General features: G+C 65.9%; 26 protein-coding genes and 3 tRNA genes. 11 read left to right on the forward strand and 18 right to left on the reverse strand.

Features of this window, described 5'->3' with window-relative positions; genetic code table 11:
- Positions 1-10 precede the first annotated feature (10 nt).
- The 3 genes from ilvD to ACH2A7_RS08415 all read left to right on the forward strand — a co-directional run bounded on the left by ilvD (position 11) and on the right by ACH2A7_RS08415 (position 4,024).
- Positions 11-1,666, forward strand: a complete 1,656-nt coding sequence (gene ilvD, locus ACH2A7_RS08405; protein ID WP_394961343.1) for a dihydroxy-acid dehydratase — start codon at positions 11-13, stop codon at positions 1,664-1,666.
- 1 nt (position 1,667) lies between these two features.
- Positions 1,668-2,852 carry an ATP-binding protein gene (locus ACH2A7_RS08410; protein ID WP_394961345.1) on the forward strand — a complete coding sequence of 395 codons (1,185 nt, stop codon included), beginning with the start codon at positions 1,668-1,670 and terminating at the stop codon, positions 2,850-2,852.
- Positions 2,853-3,001: 149 nt separating this feature from the next.
- On the forward strand, positions 3,002-4,024 hold the full coding sequence (locus ACH2A7_RS08415) for a hypothetical protein (RefSeq protein ID WP_394961347.1): 1,023 nt from the start codon (positions 3,002-3,004) through the stop codon (positions 4,022-4,024).
- Positions 4,025-4,137: 113 nt separating this feature from the next.
- Here the strand turns inward: ACH2A7_RS08415 and ACH2A7_RS08420 are convergent.
- Positions 4,138-4,213, reverse strand: a tRNA-Trp gene (locus ACH2A7_RS08420).
- Positions 4,214-4,371: 158 nt separating this feature from the next.
- Between ACH2A7_RS08420 and ACH2A7_RS08425 the strand changes: the two genes are divergently transcribed.
- Both ACH2A7_RS08425 and ACH2A7_RS08430 read left to right on the forward strand, forming a co-directional pair.
- Positions 4,372-4,448 (forward strand) — tRNA-Asp (locus tag ACH2A7_RS08425).
- A 3-nt stretch (positions 4,449-4,451) separates the two neighbouring features.
- Positions 4,452-4,527, forward strand: a tRNA-Thr gene (locus ACH2A7_RS08430).
- A 255-nt stretch (positions 4,528-4,782) separates the two neighbouring features.
- On the opposite strand, the gene ACH2A7_RS08435 is transcribed toward ACH2A7_RS08430, so the two are convergent.
- Positions 4,783-4,950 (reverse strand): hypothetical protein, encoded by a 168-nt coding sequence (locus ACH2A7_RS08435; protein ID WP_394961417.1) that lies wholly within the window; start codon positions 4,948-4,950, stop codon positions 4,783-4,785.
- Here ACH2A7_RS08435 and ACH2A7_RS08440 point away from each other — a divergent pair.
- A complete protein-coding gene (locus ACH2A7_RS08440; RefSeq protein WP_394961348.1) occupies positions 4,927-5,187 on the forward strand; it encodes a bacteriohemerythrin in 261 nt (86 codons plus the stop codon). The genes ACH2A7_RS08435 and ACH2A7_RS08440 overlap by 24 nt on opposite strands.
- Before the next feature lie 99 nt (positions 5,188-5,286).
- Here ACH2A7_RS08440 and ACH2A7_RS08445 read toward each other — a convergent pair whose 3' ends face one another.
- The 14 genes from ACH2A7_RS08445 to ACH2A7_RS08510 form a co-directional block, all read right to left on the reverse strand.
- Positions 5,287-6,309, reverse strand: coding sequence for a hypothetical protein (locus ACH2A7_RS08445; RefSeq protein WP_394961350.1), 1,023 nt, complete (start codon positions 6,307-6,309; stop codon positions 5,287-5,289).
- Positions 6,310-6,327: 18 nt separating this feature from the next.
- Positions 6,328-6,783, reverse strand: a complete 456-nt coding sequence (locus tag ACH2A7_RS08450) for a holin family protein (RefSeq protein WP_394961352.1) — start codon at positions 6,781-6,783, stop codon at positions 6,328-6,330.
- Positions 6,784-6,800: 17 nt separating this feature from the next.
- A complete protein-coding gene (locus ACH2A7_RS08455; RefSeq protein ID WP_394961353.1) occupies positions 6,801-7,928 on the reverse strand; it encodes a GH25 family lysozyme in 1,128 nt (375 codons plus the stop codon).
- A 21-nt stretch (positions 7,929-7,949) separates the two neighbouring features.
- Positions 7,950-9,344 (reverse strand): hypothetical protein, encoded by a 1,395-nt coding sequence (locus ACH2A7_RS08460; protein WP_394961354.1) that lies wholly within the window; start codon positions 9,342-9,344, stop codon positions 7,950-7,952.
- A gap of 34 nt (positions 9,345-9,378) precedes the next feature.
- A complete protein-coding gene (locus ACH2A7_RS08465) occupies positions 9,379-11,247 on the reverse strand; it encodes a hypothetical protein (RefSeq protein WP_394961355.1) in 1,869 nt (622 codons plus the stop codon).
- Position 11,248: 1 nt separating this feature from the next.
- Positions 11,249-11,857 (reverse strand): hypothetical protein, encoded by a 609-nt coding sequence (locus ACH2A7_RS08470; protein WP_394961356.1) that lies wholly within the window; start codon positions 11,855-11,857, stop codon positions 11,249-11,251.
- A complete protein-coding gene (locus ACH2A7_RS08475; protein WP_394961357.1) occupies positions 11,854-13,755 on the reverse strand; it encodes a hypothetical protein in 1,902 nt (633 codons plus the stop codon). Before ACH2A7_RS08475 ends, ACH2A7_RS08470 begins: the two co-directional genes overlap by 4 nt.
- Positions 13,756-13,819: 64 nt before the next feature.
- On the reverse strand, positions 13,820-14,821 hold the full coding sequence (locus ACH2A7_RS08480; protein ID WP_394961358.1) for a hypothetical protein: 1,002 nt from the start codon (positions 14,819-14,821) through the stop codon (positions 13,820-13,822).
- An 18-nt stretch (positions 14,822-14,839) separates the two neighbouring features.
- Positions 14,840-15,223: a hypothetical protein gene (locus ACH2A7_RS08485; protein WP_394961359.1), complete on the reverse strand. Its 384-nt coding sequence runs from the start codon at positions 15,221-15,223 to the stop codon at positions 14,840-14,842.
- A gap of 4 nt (positions 15,224-15,227) precedes the next feature.
- Positions 15,228-15,794: a hypothetical protein gene (locus ACH2A7_RS08490; RefSeq protein WP_394961361.1), complete on the reverse strand. Its 567-nt coding sequence runs from the start codon at positions 15,792-15,794 to the stop codon at positions 15,228-15,230.
- 31 nt (positions 15,795-15,825) lie between these two features.
- On the reverse strand, positions 15,826-15,957 hold the full coding sequence (locus tag ACH2A7_RS08495) for a hypothetical protein (protein WP_394961363.1): 132 nt from the start codon (positions 15,955-15,957) through the stop codon (positions 15,826-15,828).
- The gene (locus ACH2A7_RS08500; protein WP_394961365.1) at positions 15,958-16,122 is read right to left on the reverse strand and encodes a hypothetical protein; all 165 of its coding nucleotides are present in this window, start codon (positions 16,120-16,122) and stop codon (positions 15,958-15,960) included.
- A gap of 28 nt (positions 16,123-16,150) precedes the next feature.
- Positions 16,151-17,656: a hypothetical protein gene (locus tag ACH2A7_RS08505; RefSeq protein ID WP_394961366.1), complete on the reverse strand. Its 1,506-nt coding sequence runs from the start codon at positions 17,654-17,656 to the stop codon at positions 16,151-16,153.
- Positions 17,637-18,011: a hypothetical protein gene (locus ACH2A7_RS08510; protein WP_394961367.1), complete on the reverse strand. Its 375-nt coding sequence runs from the start codon at positions 18,009-18,011 to the stop codon at positions 17,637-17,639. Before ACH2A7_RS08510 ends, ACH2A7_RS08505 begins: the two co-directional genes overlap by 20 nt.
- Before the next feature lie 569 nt (positions 18,012-18,580).
- On the opposite strand from ACH2A7_RS08510, the gene ACH2A7_RS08515 reads away from it, so the two are divergent.
- Genes ACH2A7_RS08515 through ACH2A7_RS08525 form a run of 3 tightly spaced genes read left to right on the forward strand, consistent with a single transcriptional unit; the run spans position 18,581 to position 20,053 of the window.
- Positions 18,581-18,934: a helix-turn-helix domain-containing protein gene (locus ACH2A7_RS08515; RefSeq protein WP_394961368.1), complete on the forward strand. Its 354-nt coding sequence runs from the start codon at positions 18,581-18,583 to the stop codon at positions 18,932-18,934.
- Between the two features lie 31 nt (positions 18,935-18,965).
- A complete protein-coding gene (locus ACH2A7_RS08520; protein WP_394961370.1) occupies positions 18,966-19,412 on the forward strand; it encodes an ImmA/IrrE family metallo-endopeptidase in 447 nt (148 codons plus the stop codon).
- Positions 19,409-20,053, forward strand: a complete 645-nt coding sequence (locus tag ACH2A7_RS08525; RefSeq protein WP_394961371.1) for a phosphatase PAP2 family protein — start codon at positions 19,409-19,411, stop codon at positions 20,051-20,053. Before ACH2A7_RS08520 ends, ACH2A7_RS08525 begins: the two co-directional genes overlap by 4 nt.
- A gap of 99 nt (positions 20,054-20,152) precedes the next feature.
- Here the strand turns inward: ACH2A7_RS08525 and ACH2A7_RS08530 are convergent, their stop codons facing one another.
- Both ACH2A7_RS08530 and ACH2A7_RS08535 read right to left on the reverse strand, forming a co-directional pair.
- Positions 20,153-21,655 (reverse strand): IMP dehydrogenase, encoded by a 1,503-nt coding sequence (locus ACH2A7_RS08530; protein ID WP_394961372.1) that lies wholly within the window; start codon positions 21,653-21,655, stop codon positions 20,153-20,155.
- Between the two features lie 478 nt (positions 21,656-22,133).
- On the reverse strand, positions 22,134-22,868 hold the full coding sequence (locus ACH2A7_RS08535) for an acyl-[acyl-carrier-protein] thioesterase (protein ID WP_394961374.1): 735 nt from the start codon (positions 22,866-22,868) through the stop codon (positions 22,134-22,136).
- 178 nt (positions 22,869-23,046) lie between these two features.
- Between ACH2A7_RS08535 and ACH2A7_RS08540 the strand changes: the two genes are divergently transcribed.
- Complete coding sequence (locus ACH2A7_RS08540) at positions 23,047-25,221, forward strand: M56 family metallopeptidase (RefSeq protein ID WP_394961375.1); 2,175 nt, start codon at positions 23,047-23,049, stop codon at positions 25,219-25,221.
- The gene (locus ACH2A7_RS08545; RefSeq protein ID WP_394961376.1) at positions 25,218-25,607 is read left to right on the forward strand and encodes a BlaI/MecI/CopY family transcriptional regulator; all 390 of its coding nucleotides are present in this window, start codon (positions 25,218-25,220) and stop codon (positions 25,605-25,607) included. The genes ACH2A7_RS08540 and ACH2A7_RS08545 overlap by 4 nt, the downstream gene beginning before the upstream one ends.
- Positions 25,608-25,646: the final 39 nt, after the last annotated feature.

Consider the following 25,646-nt stretch of genomic DNA (forward strand, 5'->3'; position numbering starts at 1 on the left):
GACCGAACCAATGAAAAGCGATTCTTTGAAATGCGGCGCCCAGAACGCGCCGCACCGCGCCCTCTATCACGCCCTGGGCCTCACCGAGGAGGAGGTCAGCCGCCCGCTGGTGGGCATCGTGAGCAGCTACAACGAGATCGTGCCCGGCCACATGAATCTGGACAAGATCGTGGAGGCGGTGAAGCTGGGCGTGGCCATGGCCGGCGGCACCCCCATCGTCTTCCCCGCCATCGCCGTGTGCGACGGCATCGCCATGGGCCACACCGGCATGAAATACTCGCTGGTCACCCGCGACCTGATCGCCGACTCCACCGAGGCCATGACCCTGGCTCACGGCTTCGACGCGCTGGTGATGGTGCCCAACTGCGACAAGAACGTGCCCGGCCTGCTGATGGCCGCCGCCCGGCTGGACCTGCCCACCGTGTTCGTCAGCGGCGGGCCGATGCTGGCCGGCCATGTGGACGGCGGACGCACCAGCTTCTCCTCCATCTCGGAGGCGGTGGGCCAGTACAACGCCGGCAAGATCACCGAGGAAAAGCTGCGGGAGTACGAGCACAAGACCTGCCCCACCTGCGGCTCCTGCTCGGGGATGTATACCGCCAACTCCATGAACTGCCTCACCGAGGCCATGGGCATGGGCCTCAAGGGCAACGGCACCATCCCCGCCGTCTACTCCGCCCGGCTGGAACTGGCAAAGCACGCCGGCATGGCGGTGATGGACCTGGTGCGCAAGGGCGTGACCGCCCGCCAGATCATGACCAAAGAGGCGCTGATGAACGCCCTGACGGTGGACATGGCCCTGGGCTGCTCCACCAACAGCATGCTGCACCTGCCGGCCATCGCCCACGAGTGCGGCGTGGAGCTGAACCTGGACGTGGCCAACGCCATCAGCGAGAAAACCCCCAACCTGTGCCACCTGGCCCCCGCCGGCCGCACCTACATCGAGCAGCTGGACGAGGCGGGCGGCGTGTATGTGGTGATGAACGAACTCTCCAAGAAGGGCCTGCTTCACACCGACTGCATGACCGTGTCCGGCCGCACCATCGGCGAGTGCATCGCCGAGTGCCCCAACCTGGACCACTCGGTCATCCGCCCGGTGGAAGACCCGTACAGCGAGACCGGCGGCATCGCGGTGCTGCGGGGCAACCTGGCCCCCGAGGGCAGCGTGGTCAAGCGCAGCGCCGTGGCCCCCGAGATGCTGGTGCACGAGGGCCCCGCCCGGGTGTTCGACGGCGAGGAGGAGGCCCAGAAGGCCATCAACGCCGGCCTCATCCACCCCGGCGACGTGGTGGTCATCCGCTACGAGGGGCCCAAGGGCGGCCCCGGCATGCGGGAGATGCTCAACCCCACCTCCGCCATCATGGGCATGGGTCTGGGCAGCAGCGTGGCCCTCATCACCGACGGCCGCTTCAGCGGCGCCACCCGTGGCGCCTGCGTGGGCCACATCACCCCCGAGGCGGCCTCCGGCGGCCTGATCGGCGTGGTGGAGGAGGGCGACACCATCCGCATCGACATCCCCGGCCACTCCATCGAACTGCTGGTGGACCAGGCGGTGCTGGAGGAGCGGATGAAGCACTTTGTGCCCAAGAAAAAGGAGGTCACGGGATACCTCAAGCGCTATGCCTCGCTGGTCTCCGGCGGCGCTTACGGGGCGATCCTGAACTGATATGGACAACACCGAACGCAAAACGCTGGCCGCCGGCCTGGACGCGCTGGCCATCTTCCGCCCCCTGCTGGCCGACCCGGTGCTGGCGGCGCTGAAGGAGTATCTGGACGCTCCCGCCGCCGGGCGCTACGCCGCCTTTGTGGCGGCGCTGTACGAGGCGAACGGGGGCGAACTGGGCCGGCACATCCTGCGCCTGTGCGAGGACAGCGACAACGTCTATGTGCGCACCGTGGGCGCGGGCAGGCCCGTGCCGGAGCATCTGGCCGCGGCGCTGACGGCGGAGCTGACCAGCCTGCAGCGGCTGGCGGACCTTGCCCCCGAAGCGCTGCTGGAGGATCTGCCCCAGCCGGCGGCCCCCCTGCCCCGCTACGCCTTTGGCGGGGTGGACCTGCCCGGCAGCTACCTGCACCGGGTGGAGAACATCCACCGCTACGGCTACGGCATCTGGGCCGCCAACCGGATGTTCTATCTGGACGAGGCGGGCCGCATCACCCCGGTGAGCCACCCGGACGCCACCAGTCTCGACGATCTGGTGGACTACGAGGCCCAGCGGGCGATCATCCTGCGCAACACCCGGGCGCTGCTGGCGGGCAAGCCGGCGGCGAACATTCTTCTCACCGGCGACGCGGGCACCGGCAAATCCTCGGCGGTGAAGGCCATCGGCAACGCCCTGTTCGCCGAGGGGCTGCGCATCATCGAGGTGCGCAAGGACCAGTTGCGGGCCATTCCCCGGGTGCTGGACGAACTGGCGGCCAACCCCCTCAAGTTCGTGCTCTTCATCGACGACCTCTCCTTTTTGAAAGACGACGACAATTACAGCGCCCTGAAGGCGGTGCTGGAGGGCTCGGTGACCGCCAAAAGCAAAAACGTGGTGATCTACGCCACCAGCAACCGGCGGCACATCATCAAGGAGAAATTCAGCGACCGGGAGGGCGACGAGGTGCACCGCAACGACACCATGCAGGAGCTGGTGAGCCTGTCGGAGCGGTTCGGCATCCACATCACCTTCTCCAAGCCCGACAAGGCCACCTTCCTGCACATCGTGCGGCATCTGGCCGCGGCGGGCGGGGTGCAGCTGCCCACCGATGAACTGGAGCGCCGCGCCGAGCGCTACGCGCTGGAGCGGGGCGGGCGTTCGGCCCGCCTGGCCCGTCAGTTTGTGGACGGCCTGCTGGCCGGCATGTGACACGATACGCAAAAACGAGGTCTGCTTTGTGCCCCATTGCACAAAGCAGACCTCGTTTCTTCTCCATAAAGCACGAAACAAAATGCCCCGTCTGCGCCGTATAAAGGGTGTGTGGCCGCTGTGAGGCCGCCGTCAAAGGAGGTCATTCCATGAAACGCACCCTCACCACCGCGCTGGCCTGCGCCGTTCTGCTGGCGGGCTGCGCCGCCCCCGCTTCCACCGCCGGCGTGCCGGGCAGCACGCCCGCTGCTTCCCTGCCAAAGGCGACGCCCGCGCCTTCCCCCAGCCCGGCTCCCAGAGAGGTGAGCCTGGAGGAATGGAGGGCCGCCATGCCCCCGAACGCCCCGTCGTTTTCCCTCGAGGACGTCGAGCCCACGCTGGATGAAAATGTGCTCTGGCCCGACCAGGTAGAACTCTTCATCCCGTATTGGGAGGGCACCCTGGAGGAGGCGGACGCGGCCTTCGGCCTGCCGGCGGGCTCCTTCACTGTGTGGGAAGACTCATACTTTCACCCCTCGGAGGGGACCATCGCCATCCGCGCCGGGGGCTATGCGCCGCCGAAGACCCCGGTGCAGCGGGTCACGGTGGACGTGCCCTGGGTGGAATCCCGCTTCGACCGGTCCGCCGCCTACACCGTGCCCGCCGCTCTGGACGAGCAGGCCGCCTGCGCGCTGGCCGCGGCCCAATACTTCCTGTATCACCATCACGGGCTGCACCACGGCCTTGACCCCAGCGAATACGACGAGGCGACCTGGAGCTACACCTCCACGGCGGGGGCGATGTACGTTCGTTACAGCGAGCTGGAGCAGTTCCTCGGCTGCGTGTTCACCCCCGCCATGGGCGGCGGGATGCTGGGCGGCCCCCTTGCCGCGGACGCCCGTCCCGAGCCATCCCTGTTCTACCAGGGGGAGGGCGACACCATCCGCTTTATGATGAGCGACGCGGGCAGCGATATCTCCCACTGCGGCACGGCGTACACCGAGCCCGCCCTTCAGCCGGACGGCAGCCTGCTGTTCTGGCAGCTGTCGCTTCATCTGGACGAGGAGGATGAAAACTTTGTGGGATGGGGCGAAGGCAGGCAGTACACCCCGGTGGAGGCGTATGTCACGCCGGTGCGGCTGGTGCTGAGCGACAGCGGCTGGCGGGTGGCGGAATACAGCCTGTCCCTTTAACCCCCGCCCGAAAAAGCCCGCCGCGCCAAAAAGGGTGACGCGTGTCTCGGGTGAAAAAGTTCCGTCTTTGCCAAACAAAAAGGGTGCTGCGCACACGCAGCACCCTTTTTGTTTGGCAGGGGCAGAAGGATTCGAACCCTCGGCACGCGGTTTTGGAGACCGCTGCTCTACCAGCTGAGCTATACCCCTAAATTTGAGCACTCATTTACTATACAAAAAAACGCCGAGAAAGTCAAGCCCTCCCGGCGGGTTTCGGCCCTGTTTTTTTGTCCTCTCATTTTTTGAAAAAAAGTGTTGACATTCGCCGCTTCCTTGGATATAATAATACACGTCGCCAATCGCGATGTGGCCCGGTAGTTCAGTCGGTTAGAACGCTAGCCTGTCACGCTAGAGGTCGTGAGTTCGAGCCTCATCCGGGTCGCCATTTGCTGTTATAGCTCAGTCGGCAGAGCACATCCTTGGTAAGGATGAGGTCGTGCGTTCGAATCGCATTAACAGCTCCAAAAAGCCGCTTGAACGCAATGTTCAAGCGGCTTTTGCTTTTCCCCGCGCCGGACGCCGCCCCGCGTTTGGCGCACGTTGGGTATGAAGAAACAGCCTGGGGGCGGGCCAGAGCCCGCCCCTCCCGGCCGCCCCGCGCTGCGGGGCGGCTTTTTGTTTTCGGACATCGCGTTCATGCCGCCCGGGCGCAGACAGCAAAAGAGACAGTCCCCGGGGGACTGCCTCTTTGTTGTGTAAAGCGCTGCTTTGCGTCCTCTTCACCAGTTGTCCACGTTGCCGGAGCCGTCCCCATTTCCCCCGCCGGTGACGACCTGGTTGCCGCCGGGCACTACCTCAAACGTACCTTCGCCCCGGCCGCCGCCGGCAAAGGGAGGGATGAGCTGAGCGGTACCATCGACTTTTTGACCCAGTACACCCGCACCCATTTTATTCACGAGGAAGAGTTGCAGGTGCGCTACGGCTATCCGGATTACGCCAACCACAAGCGCTTTCACGAGACCTTCATCAAGGTGGTAGAAAGGCTGGCGGCCCGCCTGAAGGAGGAAGGAGCCACCCCGCAGCTGATGACGGAGATCAACAAGCAGATGGTCGTCTGGCTGCTCAACCACATCAAATGCGAGGACGCAAGGGTGGCAGAACACATTCAAAGCCTGCAGTCCTGAGCCTCTGTGCGCAGGACGGTTCGTTTTCCCCGGCAGCAAAGAACCCCCGGGCCCCAAAAGGGCCCGGGGGTTCTTTGCTGCGCGTACAGCGCAGGCGCGTCAGGTGAGGTTTTGCAGGATCTCCTTGAGCCAGCCGTTCGCCTCGGATTTGGTGAACAGCTTGGAACCCACACCCTCCACGATGTACTGGGCGGCCGCGGCGTTGGCGGCCTGCACCGCGTCGGCCTGGCTGCCGCCGGCGTTTTTCGCGTTGTTCCAGGCGCTGCGCCACACCTGTTCCAGCAGGTCGCTCTGCTGCGCCGACTTGGTCTGCTGAGTGTTGGACGCGCTGATCGTGCTCTGGCTCGCTTTGCGGGCGGCGGAGGCCATCTCGCTCTGCAGTTTCGCCACCTGGGTGAGGTATTCGCTGCTGATGTCAAACTGCCGGTCGTAGTTCACGGCGGCGGCGTCCGCCACGGCGTTGGACAGGTTCTGCTCCAGCTGCATCTCATAGGCAAGACGCGTGGCCTGCGCGTCGGACAGCTGCGAATTGTACGCCTGCTGTGCCTGGCTTTTCCCCGCGTTCAGCTGGGTCATCAGTTCCGCCAGGTTTTGCCCGCGGGCTGTGTTGATCTCGTTGCGGCTGTTGCCGTAATTGTTGTAAACGCCTGCCAGGGTGGTCTCGGCCGCGCCGCCGCTGATGCCCTGGGCGCTGAGCTGCTGAGGCAGGTTTTTGAGGGTCATCATCTGGTTGATGTAGGCCTGCTGCAGGGCGCTGTCCGCGTTGCGGTCCACCCCCGCCGCCCCCTGGTCATAGTCGCTCTGCAGCTGCCCCAGGGTGGAGTTGTAGTTGTTTTTCAGCGCCTCGATCTGGCCGCTGTACGCGGCGTTCAGCGCGGCCATACTGCGGTCATAGGCCCTCTGTGCCGCCTCCCGCCTCTGCCGCTCCGCCTCCGCCGCCGCAGCCTGCTGCTGGGCATAGATGCTTTGCAGCAGCGACAGGTCGATGCCTGTGCCCGTCGCGGCGGTGCTGGCCGACGCGGTGGTGGTCTGGGTCTGGGTCTTGTTCTTGTTCTGGTTCTTTGTCTGGTTTTTCCATCCGGTGCCGTTCACCGCACCGCCGGTTCCTTCCACCAATGCCATCTGTCACAGCCTCCTTTCTCACGCCTCTCCGGCGGCATCCTCCACCGTCTCCTTCGCACTTGCCAGAACGCGGATCAAAAAGTCCGGAACCGGGGCGCCCATGGCGGCGGCGTTCTCCAGAATGCTGCCCAGCTCGGTGAGGATGTACCACACCAGCACCACCGGCAGCAGCAGCACCGTATAGTCGATGGGCAGGCCCGGCACCTTGGCCGCCACCATGCCCAGCACCGCATCCGCCAGCGCCGCCACGATGACCACCACGATCATGCCGCCCTTGTGCCAGATGCCGCTGCGGGCCTGGGCACTGGACCACTGGCCCGCCTTCATGGCCGCCGAGGAGCCGGAGATGTAGTCGATCACCATGCACGCCACCCAGGCCAGCACCAGCCAGCCCAGCCAGCCGAAGGCCGCGCCAAAGGCGCCGAAGACGCCCACAATGGCGGCTTTTACCATCAGGAAAATATTGTTGTCCATTGTCCGTTTCCCCCTTTTTATCCCGCCAGCGCGCCGCCGGCCGCCGCCAGTTTGTTCTCCAGTTTGGCAACGCCCGCCGACAGTGCCGTCAGCTGCTGGCCCTGGGCCGCCTGGGCCGCCTCGATGCGCTCCAGCGCCTCCAGCACTCCGGTCAGGTCCACGGCGGGTTTTTCCTGCCCGGCCGGCTCCTCCACGGGCGGCCGCTGCTCTTCGCCCTCTTCCGGCTGCTGGGCCGGGGCGGTGTAGTCCTGGCAGCCCAGGCCCAGGGCCAGCGCCTTGTTGCTCACAGCAGCCCGGTCGCCGGCGGACATGGGTCCCACAATGATGAAATCACCGTCATCCACGGCGGCCACCGCCAGGCTCTCCGCCAGGGTGCGGACGGCCGCCCGGTCGCCGCCGGAAACGGGGCCGATCTTCAGGGTATCAGAAGTAAACACAGGTCTCTCCTCCTCCTCGTTGTCGTTGGGCTGGAAGTAGATCCAGTCCCGGTCCACGTTCGCGCTGCCCACGCCGTACTTTGCGCCGTAGCCGATGCGCCCGAACTGCCAGCCGCAGAGTTTGTGCCCCAGGCTGCGGGTGTACTCGCCCCAGGCGGTGTTCACGTCCTCGATGGCCGCGCAGTCGTCAAAATCCGGATCGCCCGGGTCGGCGTAGTAATAGGCCAGCCAGAGCGGGCAGTCCAGCGCGTCGGTGTCGATGCGGCTTTTGGCCCAGCTGGCGGAGCAATACACACAGGGGGTGTAGCCCGCCGCCCGCAGCCTGGCGGCCGCCTCGTTCAGCAGGGCGGTGTTTTCCGCCGGGGTGAGTGTCATGGCCTGGCCTTTCTCAAGCTCCTGATCCAGCGCCACCCAGCTGGTGATGCCCCGGCCTTCCAAAATCTCCATCAGCACGTCCAGGTGCTTGTGCAGGATGGCGCGGGCGGCGTCTGCGCTGCCCCCGTTTTTATTGTAGTAGTGATGCGTCAGAAAGATGTACGCGCCGGTGCGCAGGCCCGCCGCTTTGCAGTCGGCGGTGAACTGCCCGAAGCGCACATCCATGAAATTGCCGTAGGCCGCCCGCAGAATGACGGTGGAAACGCCCGCCGCCTGGGCCGCCGCCGGCGTGAAGGTGTTTTGATGTTTTGAGACGTCGATTGCTTTTTGCATGGTTCCCTCCATTATGCCGCGTCAATTGATCCGGATCACCTGCACGGCAAGTGCTCTGCCTCCGGAACCGCCGGTAGCCGTGGCGGTAAGGACCGCCCCGGCCTTGATCCCGGTCACGAGGTAAGCGATCACAAACGTCGTGGTATAAAAGTAATCCGTACCGGTGGAGCCCAGCCCCACCACGGTCGCTCCGGATACGGTCAGGCTGGGCGGTATGGCAGGGCTGCCGCTGTCGGACGCGCTGCTGGCTGCCACAACGATCGCGGTGTTGACGTTTGATTGAAACGTGTAGCTTACGGACGGTGTCCAGGCCGCTGACACGAGGTGGGTATAATACCCCACATTTGCCGGCAGCAGCGTCCCCACCACCCCGAAAATGTTCACCCCGGCGCGGATGTTCCCCGCTGCCAGGTTGGGCGAGCCCGCGATGGTCTGCGCCCCGGAAAGGTACTGCCCCGCGGCGATGGTCTGGTTGGTGGTCTTGGGGGTAATGGTGGCGGCCGCTTTGGACGGGATGGTGCCGGTCACCTTCGCCCCCTTCACATAGGCGGTGCGGCCGCTGAGGATCTGGCCCGCTGCGGCGTTCGCGTCCGAGGTGAAGGTGCCGGCCACGGTCTGCACGGTCTTTTCCCCCTGCTTCACGGCCACCGTGACCCCTGTTTTGACGGCGCCGGCAGACAGGCCGCTCACCGTTACCCTGCCGCCGCCTCCCTTAAAATCCAGCGTCGCGCCGTCGAACACGAAACTCACCCACCGGCCGCTCCAGCTGCCGCCGGCCATGGCGTCGGCGGCGCTCTCCGCGCCCATGTAGGCCGTCACCGGCGCGCCGTTCACCGTGAAGGTGTCCCCCGCCGCCACGTCCGCGGTCATCTTCGCCCGGCCGTTGGCCCCGCTGCCCGCAAAGTTGTGCACCGTGCCGCTCTTGGTGTGGGCGTAGGTCTGCACCGTCACGTCGATGCGCCCGTCCTGCGGGTCGTAGACCGATTTGGCCATATCGCCCGCGCCGATCTCCACCACCCGCTGCCCGATGGCGGCGTCGGTCTCGGCCCTGGTGTAGGCCCCCGTCTGGGCGGCGGTGACCGCGTGGGGGTTATCCGTGCGGCCGGTGTGGGCCGCCAGCGCGCTGCCCGCGCCGGTAAAGCCCTCCTCCGCCCGGGCGTTCAGCGCCTCCAGCGCGCCCTGCACCGTGGCGGGGGTGCCCTCCGGCAGGCCCGCGGGAGGCGCGGCCCCCAGGCTGGCGGCCGCGCCGGGGTCCTCCAGCTGGCCAGTCAGCCGGTTGAAGGCCGGCACGATCACCTCCCGGGGCAGTTCGTCCAGGATGCGCTGCATCTCGGAGGTGTCCACGCCGGGGGTGTCGGGGCGGCCGATGTTGCCCTTGCCCAGAAGGTCGCCGTCGGTGATCCGATCGAATGCCATTGCATTTCTCCTTTCCGGCCGGAAAGCCCGGCCCTCATCCCTTGTAATTACCGTTTTCGGTGAACTCCAGCGCCCAGGCCATCAGGCCGAAGGGCTCGTTTTTCTCCCCGTTCTCAAAGCGGAAACGGGCCTTGTCCACCCGCTTGATGCGCAGCTTGCCGTACAGGGTCTTGGTGGTGCTGTCGTTGGAGTAGGTGAATTTGGAGTAGCACCACCGGCAGTAGCTCAGGTAGCGGGCCTTGCGCTCTTCCCGGCGCACCAGCCGCCAGATGCCACGCTTTTGCACCCACACCGCCACGCTGGTGGCCACCGCCGGGGTCAGCTGCAGCGCGTAGCGGCAGAAGCTTTTGTTTTTGTAGAACAGCTTGCCGCCCAGGTCCGGCGTCTCCCACACGGCTTGGATGGCCGCGCCGTCGTCGTTGTAACTTTCGGGCATGGTGGGGTCGGAATAAAACCGGAACACCCCGCCGTTGCCGTCACCGAAATACAGCTGGTCCCCCTGGGTCCAGATGGTGCGGGCGGGCAGGTTGGTGCGGTAAAAGGCCGCGTACTGGCGGGTGCTGTAGGGCTCGCCGCTGCGGGTGCCCAGATCCTGCATCCCGTCCAGAATGTATGCCTTTCCGTTGAGGCACAGCCAGTACAGGTCGCGGTGGACCGCCGCCGTGGCCGCCTCCAGGCCCGTCTCTTTGGTGAGGGCCCCGTTGAGGTAATAGCTGCGGTTCTGGCTGTAGCGCTCGCCGCTGATGTCGCTGGGGGTGACGGCGTAGACGCCCAGCGCCGTGAGGAACACCGGCTCCGAGGCCAGATAGGCAAAGCTGCCCTTGGCCGCCGCGCCGGGACCCTGCAGGGTGTTCACGATGGGGAACGAGGGCTCGTCCTCCACCAGATCGCCCCGGCGCAGGATGACGTTCCGCTCGGTCTCGCCGGCGTCCTTGTGGGCGGCCAGGTAGTTGTTGATGACCGAGTAGCCCATCACCGCCCCCGCGCCGCTGCCCAGCACCGAGTAGCCGGTATCCGGCCAGTAGGTGCCGTCGTTCTGGCCGCTGAACCAGTCATAGTTGGGAAACTCCGGGTTGCCGGAGAGGAACAGCCGGTCGGCCGCGCCGCTCACCCCGAACAGCGCCCCCACGTCACAGCGGTTGATCCGGTCGGCGTAGCCCGTCACCGTGCGGGCGGCGGTGATCTCCACGTTGTCCTCGCCGGTGACGGGGCTCTTGCCGGGGGCCGCCGTAAAGGTCACCTGGCCGGCCGCCCGGTTCACCGTGAACCCTGTCCCCTCGGTCATCTGGCTCCAGCTGCCGTTTTTCTGCAGCAGCCGCACCGTTACCGCCGTGCTGTCCAGGCCCGAAAAGCTCAGACAATAGACGGTGTCCGCCTCGGTGCCGGCGAACCGCTCGGTGAATTTGGGCTGCAGCAGGTTCAGCGGCTCGTACTGCACGCCGCCCCCCGCCGGGGGGCGGGCGATGGTGAACAGCGGCACCTTGGCCAGGTTGGCGGCGGGCTGCACCGTTTTGCCGTCGTACACCAGCAGCGCCTTGCCGTCGGCAATGAAAAGTTTCCCGCTGAGCTGCCAGCTGCGGCTGGCGGCGTTGGCCATGCCGGTGTATATCTGCTTGGGCGCCTCCTCCCAGTCCCGCCCGGTGCGGTAGAGAGCCACGCCCGCGTGCACCAGCACGTCCTGCCCGAAGAAATGGCAGCCGTTGATCGCCCCCGGCAGGGTGGCCACCCGCTGATACCCCATACATTTGCGCACCTTGCCGGGCACATCCCGGATCATGTTGTCGCCGCAGGGGCTCTGCTCCTTGGCCACGTTGCCGGGGTCGTTGGTCATGTCCACGCCCAGCAGCCGGTCCACGCACAAAACGCTGCGCGACGGCTGGGCGGGCACTGTGAACCGGGCCATCTCACCACCACCCCGTCACACAGGTGAACTCGCCGCCCACCTCGCCGGAATCCGCCCGCTGCAGCAGGCTGAACGCCACCTCAAATTCGTTGCGGTACATGGTGGCCAGGGTGATGTCGTCGTCCTTGTAGAGCTGGCTGGCCATGTAGAGGGGCAGCAGCACCGCCACCTCCGGATCCAGCGGAAGTTTCTCCTCGTCCGGCGTGGCGCTGGTCACCGGCTGGGGCCATGCGTTGTAATAGAGCGCCAGTTTTCCGCCCGGCGCGTTTGGCAGCACCAGATACCGGCCCGCCACCAGCTTCGCGCCCCGCACCGGCACCGGCGCGCCCGCACTGTCAAAGGAATACAGTTCCAACTGCTCGACGCGGTAGAGGTCCGGCACCGCCTCCTGCAGGTCCACCGTGCGCGTCTCCCCCTCGGCGCCCGCCTCGAACTCGTGGCAGCGGCGCAGGTATTTGCCGGCGGTGCACAGCAGCTGCAGCCCCTCGTTGGCCGCCTGGGGCATGGCGTTCAGGTATTCCCGCACGCCGTCGTCGGCCTCGTTGATGACAAGGCCCTCGGCGCTGAACATCTTTTGCAGCGTTGCCAGCTTCACATCCTTCCATGTCATTGGACCGCTCCTCCTTCCTGCGGGGGCGCGGCGTCGGCCTGTTGCGCCCCGTTTTGTTCCTCCTGCTCCATCTCGCCGCGGATGCTCGCCTTCATCGCCTCGGCATGGGGATAGCCGGTCTCGGCCAGCAGCGTCCACAGCCGGTAGAGGCTTTTCGTCTCCCCCATCGGCCCGAAGGCCCCCGCCTGGTACTTCTGGTCGATCATGGTCCACAGATTCTCCCGGTTGGAGGCGAGATTCGAGGCCGGATCCACGTCAAAGAGGAACTCGTCGTTCCAGTAGAGCGCCCCCGCCGCGTCCCGCTTCAAAAACTCATAGCGATCGAAGTGGGCGTACTCCACCGCGCCGTCCGGCCCGTGGAGGATCATGGGATAGGGCTCGTCGGAGTAGGCCAGCATGAACTGGAACATCAGCCGGTAGAGGCGGGCATAGGCCTGGTTCTTCATCTCCCGCTTGGACTGCAGCCGCCCCGCCGACTGGTTGGCCGAGAACTGCTTTGCCACGCCGCTCACCGCCGAGGAGTCGTATTTGCCCTGGAACGCGTCGGTGATGCCCAGGGTGCTCTTGGCCCAGCTGTAATTCACTTCCAGCATCTGCTGGTCGCGGCTGGTGTCCGGCTGGATGTTGAGCACGCTGATGAGGGCCTTGTCCGCCGGGTTTTTCAGCCGGATGATCTTCAGCTCCCGGTCGGTGGTCTCGATGTTCACCCCCTGGGGCAGGGTGACATAGCTGCCCCCCTTGAGCAGCTTTTCCTGGATCTTGGTGCCGTACTTGTTGATGGCGATCTGCTGGTCCTCGATCACATCCACGTCGCTGGCTCCCAGCAGCTGACCGAACAGCCGCACGTTGCGCCGCAGCACCAGCGGATAGTGCCGGGGGCTGTAGGCGGGCAGCACCGTGGGCCGCATCTCACCGGGCATCAGGATCACCTCGCCGGTGGCCTCGTCCCGCTGAAGAGTGCCGTCCGGGTTCACCACCGGCCGCGCCGGTCCCCGGCCCATCGCCGGCAGCACCTCGCCGCCGGGCAGGGTCACGTCCCGGGGCAGGGTCTGCTCTTCCACCGGCACGCTGCGGGCGCCGCGCGCCCCGCACACCGGGCAGCGGGCGGCCTCGCCGTTTTTCGGCGGTTCCACCGGCGCGCCGCACCCGGCACACACCCACTGGCGGCGGGCCTGGTAGTCCTCCATGTCCTCCAGGGTCACGTCCCCCACCCAGCTAAACAGGCCCACACCGCCCGCGCTGTTGCGGTAGTAGGCGATGTTCTGGGTCACCAGGCCCTCCACCGTGTCCGCGTCCGCCGACGTGCGGGCCGCCACGTCGCTCTCCCTCTCCTCCGGCAGCCGCACGCCATAACGGCGCTCCAGCGCCCGGCGGCTCTGGCTCACCAGCACAAAGAGGTAGTCCATCTGCTCCAGTTCGTACACCCCCGGCTGGGGGATGACCTGCTTGGGGTGGCGCAGGCTCACCGCCAGGTCACCCATGGTGCAGTGGAAGCCCGCGGCGGGGTCCCACTCCACCTGCCAGAAATCGCCTCCCTGGATGGGCACGGTGCGCTCCTGCTCATCGTTCATCTCCTTGAAGTTCAGCTGCCGGATCTGCGCCAGCAGCATCGCCTCGATCTTGCGGGCGAGGGGGCGGTCCTCCGGGTGGATGGCGGTCACCTTGGGCTGGGGCACGCTGGCGTCCACCTGGCTCTCCACCAGCTCGTAGACGATGTTGCGCACGTTGCCCGCCGCCTTGGCCGCGCCGCCCCCCGCCGCCGGGATCTGCTTTGTGCCCTTGTAGCAGTCTTCCCGGCGATCCATCCGCGCCCTTTTTTCGGCGTACTGCCGGCGGGCGTCGTCCAGCCGGGCCTGCCAGAAGGCGCGGCGCTTTCTGTCCTGTCCTTTGTCCTTCATCGTTCACCTCCGTGCAAGCGGCGGGGCGCTGTTCGCGCCCCGCCGCACCGTTGGACGGGCGGCCTTACGCCGTGAGGGCAGTGCCCTCCACCCCCTCGCCGCAGACGGCGATGCAGCGCCAGTTGTTGAAGCCGGCGCCGAAGCGGGCGCGACCCTTGATGACGTTGGCGTCGGTGTTGGGGTCGATGTCGCTCTTCACGCTCAGGGGCACCCGGTCCAGCCAGGGCAGGCACTCGTAGTTGTCCTTGAACTGGCTGTCCATCAGCAGGAAATAGGGCTTGTCGCCCAGGGTCGAGGGCAGATAAGGCCAGACGATCACGTTCCACAGCCCGCACTGGAAGTTGAGGGCGTTGTTGGGGCTGTTGGGGTCGAGATCGCTGCCCACGGCGGCCAGCACCGCCCGCTTGAGGCTGCCCACATTGGGGATGATGATGGTGTCCGGGGCCACGTTCAGCAGGTTGCCGTCGTCGTCGCAGAACATCTGCATCTTCTCCTGCACGGCGTCCAGCGTCTCGGTGGAAAAGGCGCCGGAAAAGCGGTTGGACTGCACCAGGCTCTTTTTGGTGATGCTGGGGTGGGCGGTGGAAAAGAGGGCCACGCCGTCGGCGGCGGCGGTGGAGTAGCTCTTGCCGCCGAACTTCACCGAGGTGGAAAGGCCACCGGCGATGAGGCTGGCGGCGAACTTCTCCCGGGTGCGGTTGTAGCTGGTGGTGAAGATGTTGGCACGGCTGCGCACCTTGCCGATCTTGGCGTCCTCCACCATCTCCTGCGTGATCTCAAAGCTGGACTTCCAGGTGGTAGGCTCGATCACCTTGGAGTAGCCCTCCCGCATGCTGATCTTAGGGTAGGCGCCGTTCTCGCCCACATCGGCGAAGTCGCCCAGGCTCGTCTCGCTGGTGTACTTCTCGGCGTAGTTTTTGGTGGTGTCCATGCTGAACACCTTGTCCACGGCGCTGAACTGCTGGAAGGCCTCCACGCCGCTCTCGATCATGGCCTTGATAGGGGCCTGGCTCTTGCCGAACACCGAGTCGGCGACCCCCGACCCCTGGCTGAAGATAATGCTCATACTCTCCCTCTCCTTTCCTTACACAGAGGCGGCTGCCGGTTCAAAGTAGCCCCGCACCAGGGTGCCGCCGTCGGCCCAGGTCACGGTGAAGGGGCCGCCCTCGGTGGTGGTCACGCCGTCGGCGGTGTCGTTCAGCTGCAGGGTGGTCCCCAGCTTCTCCGCGGCCACCGCGCCGGAGGCCTGGGCCTCAAAGATGGTGGTGGGCAGCACCCGGATGACCGGGTAATTGCCGTCCTCCCGCTTGGCGCCGGCGATGATGTAGGCCGGCTTGTCCGCGGCGGCGCACTTTGCCAGCACCCCGGAGGCCACCTTGGCCGCGCTGCCCGGGGTCAGTTCCTCCGCGCCGGGCAGATACTCAAAGGGTTCCACATCGGCCACGGCCCGTTTGTAGATCGCAAACATACTTTCACACTCCTTGTTTGTAGCTGCGGTGGAAGGCCGCGATCTGGGCGCGGGTCCACCGGGGGTTGTACTGGCGGTAGTTGCGGATGATCTCATCGGTGAGGCCGTCCTCCGCCGCCTGGCCGCCGCCCACCGGGGCCAGGTGTTCCTTGGCCCGGGCGTCATTGATGGCCGCCTGCCGGGCCGCGGCGGCCTGCTGGCGGCTCAGTCGGTCAAAGCAGGCCAGCTTGTAGGCGTCGCTGATGGCCATGCCGCTCTTCACCAGCCGGTCGAACCGGCTGAACTCCGGCTGGGCCCGCAGGTCCGCCAGGCTCTTCACCGCCGGGTCCACCGACTGAATGATCTGCATCTGCGCCTCCAGCAGCCGCCGGCCCCTCGCCAGCTGCTGCTCCAGAGCATACTCCGCCAGCGCCGGCATGCCGGACTCCGGCGCCGGTTCCATGTCCGGGCTGTTCTCCTGCCCGGCCTGCGGGCCGGCTTCCTCCATGTACGTCTGCCGTGGGCTCTCCCCGGCCCCGGTCTCCCCGACGGCCAGGTCCTCCGCCGGCGCGGCGCGCTCTTCGCTCTCCATGGGCACTCCTCCTTTCCCTTGCGCCCTGTTTTCACTGTTTGCCCTTGCGGACGGCGGCGCCGGCGCGCAGGTCATCCCCCTTGGCCTTCACCGGCTTCTTGCCGGGGCAGACCTTGGGCGCCTTCACCATCTGGCCGCCCCTGTTGTTGATCTCCAGCTTCATTCATTTCACCTCCTTTCGCTGTTCATTGGCCGTCTGTTTTTCCGCCATCACCCGGCCGGCGGCGGGGCAGCGGCGGTTGCGGCAGACCAGCCGCAGCAGCACCCCGTCGGGGCCGGCGGTGCGGCTTTGCACCGCCATTTCGATGCCGCACTGCGGGCAGCGCATACGCATCACCTCCTTTCCGTGCGCCTTCTCACTTCCACGGGTCGCCGTAGCGCCGCAGAAGATAGGCCTTGCCCTCCTCGTCGGCGTTCTCGTAGTCCTCAAAGAGGTCCGGTTCCCACACCGCCCGGGGTGTTTGCTCCGCGGCGGGCGCGGGATCCTTCCACCACACGCAGAAATAGCGCAAACTGTCTACGTCATGGGTCAGGTCGTGGGGGGTCTTGGCGTAGACGTTGGGGTTGTGCTCGTCCTTCTGGATGCGGGCAAGGCACTCCCACAGCCGGGGCACCTCTCCCAGGGTCATGGCGGGCACGCCGCTCGCTCCCGGGGCCAGCCACTCCTTCATGGCCGCGCACCCGGCGGCAAAATCCCGGCTGCTGCGGGTGAGGGCAAGGCCCGCCTCGCTGAACAGCTGGGCCCGGCTGCGGCCGCTCTCCTGGCTGCGGTTCCACAGGTCCGGCGGGGCCAGCACCAGTTCGATCTCCTCGTCCTTGCAGCGCTGCAGCACCTCCCGGGCCGCCTGGCCGATGGTCAGATCCGGCGCGTCGAACTCCCGGTAGACCACCGCCCTGCCCCCCTCGTCCACCGCGATCCAGTGGGCGCTGAGCATATCCAGTCCGTAGTCCAGGGCCACATACCGGCGCGCCTTTTCGGGCAGCGGCCCCGCCCGGTGTGTGGCCTCGCTCACCTCCGGGAAGAACGCGCCCCCCGGCACCGTCAGCGCCTCCTCCACGCTGGCGGGGTACTCCTGCAGGGTGCGGTCCCGCCCCAGCACCGCCAGGGTGCGGCGATACCAGGCCTTGTTCCGCCGGGGGTCCGCCGACCAGGGCAGGAACAGCTTGTGAAAGCCGTTGCCCCGCCCGGTGAAGATCTCCTCGAACAGGGTGCCCCGCTTGATGGTGGACAGGCCGATCACCCGTCCGCCCTCCGGGCGGTTCACCACCGGGAAGGCCGAGGCCCATATCTCCCGTGCGAACTGCTGAAAGGCCCACTCGTCGATGACGATCAGGTCCGCCGTGAAGCTGCGCCCCACGCTGGGCCCCGAGGGGAACGCCTGGAACACCCCCGGCGGCCCATCGGGAAAGCGCAGGGTCACGCGCAGGGCGGTGATCTCAAACACCGCCCCCCGCCAGCCGGGGGGCGCCGCGGCGGCGGGCTGGGCGAACTCCGGCATATACCGCAGCATCACCCCCAGCCGGCGCACCAGCTCCTTTGCCTCCTCCTCCGAGCGGGAGAGCCCCACCACCGTGCGCCCCGGCCAGAGCACCAGCAGGCGCGCGGCCTCCGCCAGCGCCAGCCAGGTGAAGCCCAGCTGCCTCGCCTTCAGCACCACGCACAGCCGGTGGCTCGCAAAGGCCTTCAGCGCCTTTTTCTGCCCCGGCCAAAGGGTGAAGGGGGCGATCAGGTCGGGGGCGTCCTTGTCCTCGATGTGGCAGTAGTTCTCCACAAAATACACCGGGTGCTCGCGGCAATACTCCGCCTCCGCCGCCCGCAGCGCCGCCAGCTGGGCCGCGCCGTCAGTCTTCCTGCGCGGCATCCGCCTGCTCCAGCCGGCGCATCAGTTTTCGCAGCAGCGCCCGGTCCCCGTCCGAGAGCCCCCCCGCCCCCGGTTCCCCGGCCTCCGGCTTGTCCCCCGCGCAGTCCCGCACGAAGGTGGCGGCCCGGGTGTCGCCATCCATCGCCTTCTGCAGCTGCACCAGCATCATCAGCTGGTACAGGTCCGGCTGGCCGCCCTGTTCCCGCTCCAGCCCGTCCGCCACCGTCTGCAGCACCCCGAAGTCCGCCGCGTCGGCGGGCAGCTTGCGGGCCAGCAGCGCCCGGCAGATGGAGCGGGCGGTGTGCTCCTCCTGTTTGCCCCGGCGCCTCACCGTGCGTCTTTTGCTCTCGTCCATTCCCTCTCCTCCTTTTGCCTGAAACAGCTGGGCAGCACACAGCTCTCCCCCGCCCGCCGCCAGCGGCAGCCGCGGCAGGGGTCTGCCGGCGGCTGGTGCTTCGGGACGGCGCGGCGGCGGAAAAGCCCCTGCACCGCCCGGATCAATCCTTTCAGATCCACAACTCCGGCGTCTCCCACACCTCGTAAAACAGCACCTCGCCCGGCAGGCCTTGCGCGCAGTTTTCACAGCCCGCGCAGCGGCCCCGTTTCCAGGCCCGCCATTCCCAGACCGTCCGGTCAAAGGGCCCCAGCGGGCGCCGGCACACCGGGCAGACCGCCCAGGGCGTCTCTTTTGGGTTTGCAGTCCTGTTTATCGGGCTCGTGTTGTGATACGATATCGGTGACAGCGCCTTTCTCCCCCCTTCCTTTGTTATGTGTTGACTTTGGTTAGCATTTGCGGTACTATAAAGCTGTTGTTTCCTCTGCCGATTTACTAACTTCGGTTAGGCTTCGTCCTCATAATATCTCACTTAAGTTAGAATGTCAAGACATTTTCTAACTATTTTTAGATTTCGGCAGATTGCACAAATGAAGGGTGTGATCTTTGTGTTCTATGACGTCTACAAAGCCCTGTGTACGCAGCGCGGCATCAGCCTGAGCCGTGCCGCCGCCGAGATCGGCCTGAGCAACGCCACCGTGACCAAATGGAAGAAGACAGGCGCCGCGCCTTCCGGGGAGACTCTCACCCGGGTGGCGGCCTATTTCGGTGTGAGCGTGGATCGCCTGCTGGAGGTGGAGACGCCCGCTTCGGACTCGATGGGGATGGACGATTTCACTTATGCGTTGTATAATGAGACCCAGACCCTCACCGAGGAGAACAAGCAGAAATTGTTGGAGATGGCCCGTTTTTTCCGCCAGCAGCAGGAAAAGGAGGGCCGGTGAACTCTCATTTCCACGGAGGGTGGAATCAAGCATGGATCTATCCGTTCTCTATCGCGACGCGCAGAGCCTGAACGCGCGTATTTATCCCTACGAGATTGGTTTTGCCGGGGCCGCCACCATCGAGGTGGCGGGCTGCTACGGCATCTTTGTGGATTTTGACTGCCTGGGCAGTCTGCAGGAATTCAAGGCCGCGCTGGCTCATGAACTGGGCCACTGCGCCACCGGCTGCACCCATCGGGTGAGCAGCCCTTACGACCTGGTCAGCCGACACGAATACAAGGCGGACCGCTGGGCCATCCAGCGGTACCTGCCCTTTGAGACCCTGCGGGATGCCGTGTCCGCGGGATACACCGAACCCTGGCAGTTGGCGGAATATTTCCAGCTTCCGGAGGCCGCGGTGCGCCGTGCGCTGACCTATTACCTGCGCGTGAAGGGGCTGCGTTTTGCCCCCGGCGCCCAAACGGAGGAAGACCAATGAACAAGACAAAAGGCGGCCTTGCCGCCTTTGTGCGCCAGCGGCCGGAGATCTGGATCTCGGTGGCCTACTTTGTGGTATACCTGATCAGCTTTTTCACACTGGAACGGGTGACGGAACCGCGGTTCATCATACACTGCCGGCTGGACGATCTCATCCCCTTCTGCGAGTGGGGCATCGTGCCCTATGTCTGCTGGTATCTGCTGGTGCCCGGGATGCTGCTTTTCTATCTGTGCAGGGATAAGGCAGACTATCTGCGGCTGTGCTTTATCATGTATGTGGGCATGACCATCTGCCTCGCGCTGTACTACCTGCTGCCCACCGGCCTGGAGCTGCGCCACCCCATTCCCCGGGACAATCTCCTTTGCCTTGCGGTGGCGCTGCTGCGCCGCATCGACACCCCCACCAACGTCTGCCCCTCCATCCATGTGTCCAGCACGGTGGGCATCGCCATCGTGGCGCTGCGCAGCCGGCTGTTCGCCGGGCGGCGGATGGTGCGGGCGTCTCTTCTGGTGTTCTGCCTGCTGGTGTGCGTGGGCACGCTGGTGATCCAGCAGCATTCGGTGTGGGATGTGCTGGCCGGCGCGGCGCTGAGCCTGGCCCTGATGATCCCCGCTTACCGCATCTGGCCCCAACACAAATAAAAAAGCGCCCGCGCGCTTCTCGAAATGAGAGCGCGCGGGCGCTTTGCCTATGAAAGAAGGGCCCCGGCCAAGCGGCCGGGGCCCTTCCTGTAGAACGGTTCAGGCGTTGGTGTTGTTTTTCAGCACAACATCGTGGCTGCCGCCCTCCACAATGCTGGTGGAGGACACCACGGTGAGACGGGCCTTCTGCTGCAGTTCCTCAATGCTCAACGCGCCGCAGTTGCACATGGTGCTGCGCACCTTGTACAGGGTGTTGGTCACACCGTCGGCCAGCCTGCCGGCGTAGGGCACATAGCTGTCCACGCCCTCCTCAAAACTCAGCTTGGCCGCGCCGCCCAGATCGTAGCGCTGCCAGTTGCGGGCGCGGTTGGAACCCTCGCCCCAATACTCCTTCATGTACTGGCCGTTGATGCGCACCTTGTTGGTGGGGCTCTCGTCGAAGCGGGCGAAGTACCGGCCCAGCATCACGAAGTCCGCGCCCATGGCCAGCGCCAGGGTGATGTGATAATCGTGGACGATGCCGCCGTCGGAGCAGATGGGCACATAGATGCCGGTCTCCTTGTAGTACTCGTCCCGGGCCTGGGCCACCTCGATCACGGCGGTGGCCTGGCCGCGGCCGATGCCCTTGGTCTCGCGGGTAATGCAGATGGAACCGCCGCCGATGCCGATCTTCACAAAGTCGGCGCCGGCCTCGGCCAAAAAGCGGAAGCCGTCCTTGTCCACCACGTTGCCCGCGCCCACCTTGACCTTGTCGCCGTAACGCTCGCGGATCCAGGCGATGGTGCGGCTCTGCCACTCGGTAAAGCCCTCGGAGGAGTCGATGCACAGCACGTCCACACCGGCGTCCACCAGGGCGGGCACCCGCTCGGCGTAGTCGCGGGTGTTGATGCCCGCGCCCACCACATAGCTCTTGCCGGCGTCCAGCAGTTCGTTCACGTTCTCCTTGTGGCTGTCGTAGTCCTTGCGGAAGACCATGTACTTCAGGCAGCCGGCCTCGTCCACCAGCGGCAGGGAGTTGATCTTGTTGTCCCAGATGATATCGTTGGCCTCTTTCAGGGTGGTGGTGTCCGGCGCGATGACCAGCTTGTCCAGCGGGGTCATGAAGTTGGCCACCTTCTCGCTGGGATCCATGCGGCTGACGCGGTAATCACGGCTGGCCACGATGCCCAGCAGCCTGCCGTTGGCGGTGCCGTCCTCGGTCACAGCCACGGTGGAGTGGCCGGTCTTTTCCTTCAAGGCCAGCACATCCGCCAGGGTGGCGGAGGGCTTCAGGTTGGAGTCGCTGGTGACGAAGCCCTTTTTGTAACTTTTCACCTTGCGGATCATCTCCGCCTCACTCTCGATGCTCTGGGAGCCGTAGATGAAGGACACGCCGCCCTGTTTTGCCAGGGCGATGGCCAGATCCGGCCCGGAGACCGACTGCATGATGGCGCTGATCATGGGAATGTTCATGGTCATGGGGCACGCCTCCTGCCCCTTGCGGTACTTCACCAGCGGGGTCTTGAGGCTCACCGCTTCGGGCACGCAGGCGGAAGAGGAATACCCCGGCACCAGCAGATATTCCCCAAAGGTTCGGCTGGGCTGATCGAAATAGTAGGCCATAACGCATCTCCTTTATCGTCACACAATTTTCATTTTCCGTTTTCTGGGTGGATTTAAAAAAGTGTACCACATTCGCACACAAATTGCAAAATGCGGCTGCCACAAACTTTGTGCGGGCTTTTTGCGCAATCTGGGCATAACGTCAAAAGCGGCTCCAGAAGTACGACTACGCTCCCCGGCGATAACAAAATCCCCGCCGGAGGGACGGCGGGGATTTTGTCACAGGACTTTCGGAACGCCCGTTGCACCCGTTTTTGAAAACCGGACCGGCAGGCCCGGCAGGAGGAGGAAAAAACGGCGAACGCTCCGCAACACATGAAAAAGGCTGTTGCTTTCTTGCAACTTTATTGTAACTTTTTTGAAATCTTTTGTCAACCCTTTCGGGGGATTTTTTTGAAAAAATTTCAAAAAATTACAAACCCCGGGCACATCCCCCTCTCCGGCGGCCGGTTTGGGCCGCCGGCTGCCCGCCGCGGGCTCACTTTACCGTGAACGTCGCCTCAAAGCAGGGCCGGCCGTCCTCCCGCTGGCCGGACACATACCAGCTGCCATCCTCGTTTTGGCCGCGGGTCAGCCGCGCGCACTGGCCGGCGGGCAATTCGTTGTGGTAGGCGATGACAAGGCCCTTCACCTCGCCCCCTTGCAGCACCTCCAGCGGCAGCGCGTCGGCGGCCGCGTCGGCATAGCGGGTGTTGTTCATGTGGCCGTTGGAATCGCACCGGCTGTAGGTGGCCTGCACGGAACCGGCGGGGCACTCCTGCTCCGGCTTGCGGATGGACACATCCAGGGCAAACGGCACCTGTTCCGCAAAGGGGAAGGCGTCGAACGCGGCAGGGGCCCGGCGCAGGATGTGGCGGGTATCGGTGTCCACCAGCACCCAGCGGCTGTCCAGCAGGGCCACCCGCTCGCCCTTTTCGTCCCGCGCCTCGGTCACGCGCTTGTACACCGCCCGCCGGGGCTGCTCCGGCATGGTGGTGAGGGTGAGCACCTCGCCGTTTTGCGGCGTCCGCTCCACCTGCAGCGCCAGTTTTGCCAGCAGGAACACCGCGTGGTTTTCCCGGTAAAAGGCATCGTCCATCCCCAACCGCACACACTGGTCGGTGGAGATCTGCTGGGCCATGCGCAAAAATGCGCCGGCGGTGAGCCGCCGGTTCATGTCGCAGTCGCAGTCGGTCACCCGAAACTGTTCGGTGTAAAATTCCTTCCGGTCCATGGGGCCGCGCCTCCTTTTCAAGCCAAAGCCGCCCGCAAAGCGGGCGGCGGAATACAACGGTTTGGTGGGTATTATACCACAGTTTTCGAAAATCCACAAACGGGGTTGACAGCGACATTTGACACATGTAGAATATAGATATTCCTTCTACATCTGTCAAACATTTGGAGGTGATCCTGTGCGCACCCTCTTTTTGCTCTATTTCGCCCAGGGGCTCGTACTGGGGCTGGCGGCGCTGGCGCTGCTCGCCGCCGCGCCCCTTTTACAAAAGCGGTACAGCGCCCGCTGGTTCTGCCGGGCCTGGCTGGCGCTGGCGGCGCTGCTGGCGCTGCCCCTGCGGATGCTTTTGCCCGCGGCCGCTCCGGCCCCTGTCACACTGACGCCCCCGCCGGCGCTGCTGGTCTCCGTCGGCTCCCGCGATGAAACGCCCGCCATCGGGGCGGACACCGCGCCCGGAACGGAGCGGACCGCCCCTTCCGCGGGGGATGAGGGCGGCCAGGCCGTCCCTTCCTCCGGCCAAGCCGCGCAGGGCGGTCAGGCGGCGCTCTCCACCAGTCCAAACGCCCAGCCCGGCCAGAGCAGCGGGCAACCGGGCCCTTCCGCTGACGCCGGCGGAAGGCTCCAAACGCCCGCCGTGTCCGGCGGGGAGGAGACACCCGTGGTTTCCGCCTTCACCCTGCCGGCGGCCCTGGCCCCGCTGGACGGGTTGGCCCTTGCCTGGCTGGCCGGGGCGCTGGGGGTGGCGGGCCGGCAGTGGCTCGGCTACTTTATCTGGCGGCGGCGCACGCTGCGCCGCGCGCTGCCCGCCGGCGGGGACTGGCAGGCCGCGCTGGACGTGTCCCTCTCCCGGCAGCCGCTGGCAGGGCGGCCCCGGCTGCTGGCCAGCCCCGACGTGACCGGCGCGATGGCGGCGGGCTTCTTCCGTCCGGTGCTGCTGGTGCCGGAGGGCACACAGCCCGGCCCGGACGGGGTCTGCCTGCTGGCCCACGAACTGGCCCACCTGGCACGGCGGGATCTGGCCCGCAAGGCGCTGTTCAGCCTGGTGCTGGCGCTCCACTGGTACAATCCCGCCGTCTGGCTGCTGGCCAAGCGGGCCGGGCGGGACATGGAGACCGCCTGCGACGAGGCGGCCCTGGCCGCGCTCGGAACGCAGCACCGGGCAGCCTACTGCGACGCGCTGCTGCGCGCGGTGAACCGGGGCCGCGCCCCGGCGCTGACCACCTGCTTTTCCCTGACCAAAAAGGACGTAAAGGCCCGCTTTGCCCGCCTGTGGGACCTGAGCCCCAAGCGGCGGGGCGCGGCGGCGCTGGCGGTATTCTGCCTGGCAGCCGCCCTGGCGGGGGCGCTGGTAGCCTGCAATGCCGCGCCCGCCGAGAGCGGCAGTGAACCGCCGGCCCCCACCCCTGCCTCCGAACCTGCCGCCAGCCCCGCGCCGGACTACGCCTCCGACGAGGAGATCTGGCCGGTGGGATATTACAACGACGCGGGCCCGCTGCCGCTGCCCGAGGGGGAAGAATTCCCGCCCGTCACCCCCTTTGGCTTTGCCTCCCCCGACCTGCAGTACGCCGGGGTGGTACAGTACGGTCTTGAGGGCGAGGCGCAAAAACGTCTGACCCTGTGGAACACCTCTGACGGCGGCGAAACCTGGACCTCCACCACCCTGGACTGCTCCGCCTGGCTGGAGGAGATGGCAAAGGAAAACGACTGGGCTTCGCTGAAAGCGGACGGCGTGGGGAACGGTAGCGCCCGGGTGATGCCCGGCGCCTACCAGTTTGTAAACCCCAACATTGGTTTCCTTGCCTATTACGGCGGCTGGAACTATGGCCCCGCCCATGACCCCCACACCACCTACGCTCCCGGCTTTGTGCTGCTGCGCACCACCGACGGAGGCCAAACATGGAAGGAGATGTACAGCGGCGATTGCAGTGATTTTGTGGGCGGCACCGGCGAAGGGCTTTCCTTCTACGCCTCCCGGCCCTTCCTGTTCCTGAACGGAAAGGTGGGCTTTTTGTGCGCCCATGGTGGCGATTACGGCACAAACAGCCAGTTCAACCTGCTGCGCACGGTGGACGGCGGCCAGACCTGGCAGCTGCTGAACCTTGACGAGGTGGCCTCCACCCTGCCCGGCGCTCCCTGGAAAAACCGTCATGTGTGCAGCGCCCTGGGCCTGGGCGGGCCGGAATACGAGCCGGATATCTTCGCCGACGCCCAGCCCGGCTTTGCGGCCTTCACCGCCTGGGGAGATGACAGCTATGACCGCGTAGTATTCTACACTCGGGACTACGGTGAAAGCTGGCAGTGGATCAAGCGCACCCCGGCAGACAGCACATCACAGGAGGTGAACGACCAATGAGCGAAAACGAGATCAAGCGTCTGCCCGACGCGGAACTGGACATCATGAAAGAGCTGTGGGCCGCCTCCGGTCCCCTGACCCGGGCCGAACTGGAACAGAGGCTTGCCCGCCGCCGCTGGGCCAGCACCACCCTGCTGGCCCTGCTGGGCCGGCTGGAGGCCAAAGGGTACGTCACCCGGGAAAAGCAGGGCAAGGGGTACCTCTACACCGCCGCCCTGGCCCGGGAGGACTACCTGCCGGTGGAGAGCCGCTCGGCGCTGGAGCGGATGTTCGGCGGCAGCGCCAAAAACCTCATCGCCGCCATGGCCGAGACCCGTGACCTCACCAAAGAGGACATCGACGAGCTGGCGGCCTATCTGGAGCAGCTGAAACAGGGCGGGCGCTGACCGGCCGGGCCCTTGCCCAGCTGCCCGCCAACCCCGCCG

The sequence above is a fragment of the Candidatus Allofournierella merdavium genome (assembly GCF_944382735.1).
Lineage (GTDB): Bacteria > Bacillota > Clostridia > Oscillospirales > Ruminococcaceae > Allofournierella_A > Allofournierella_A merdavium.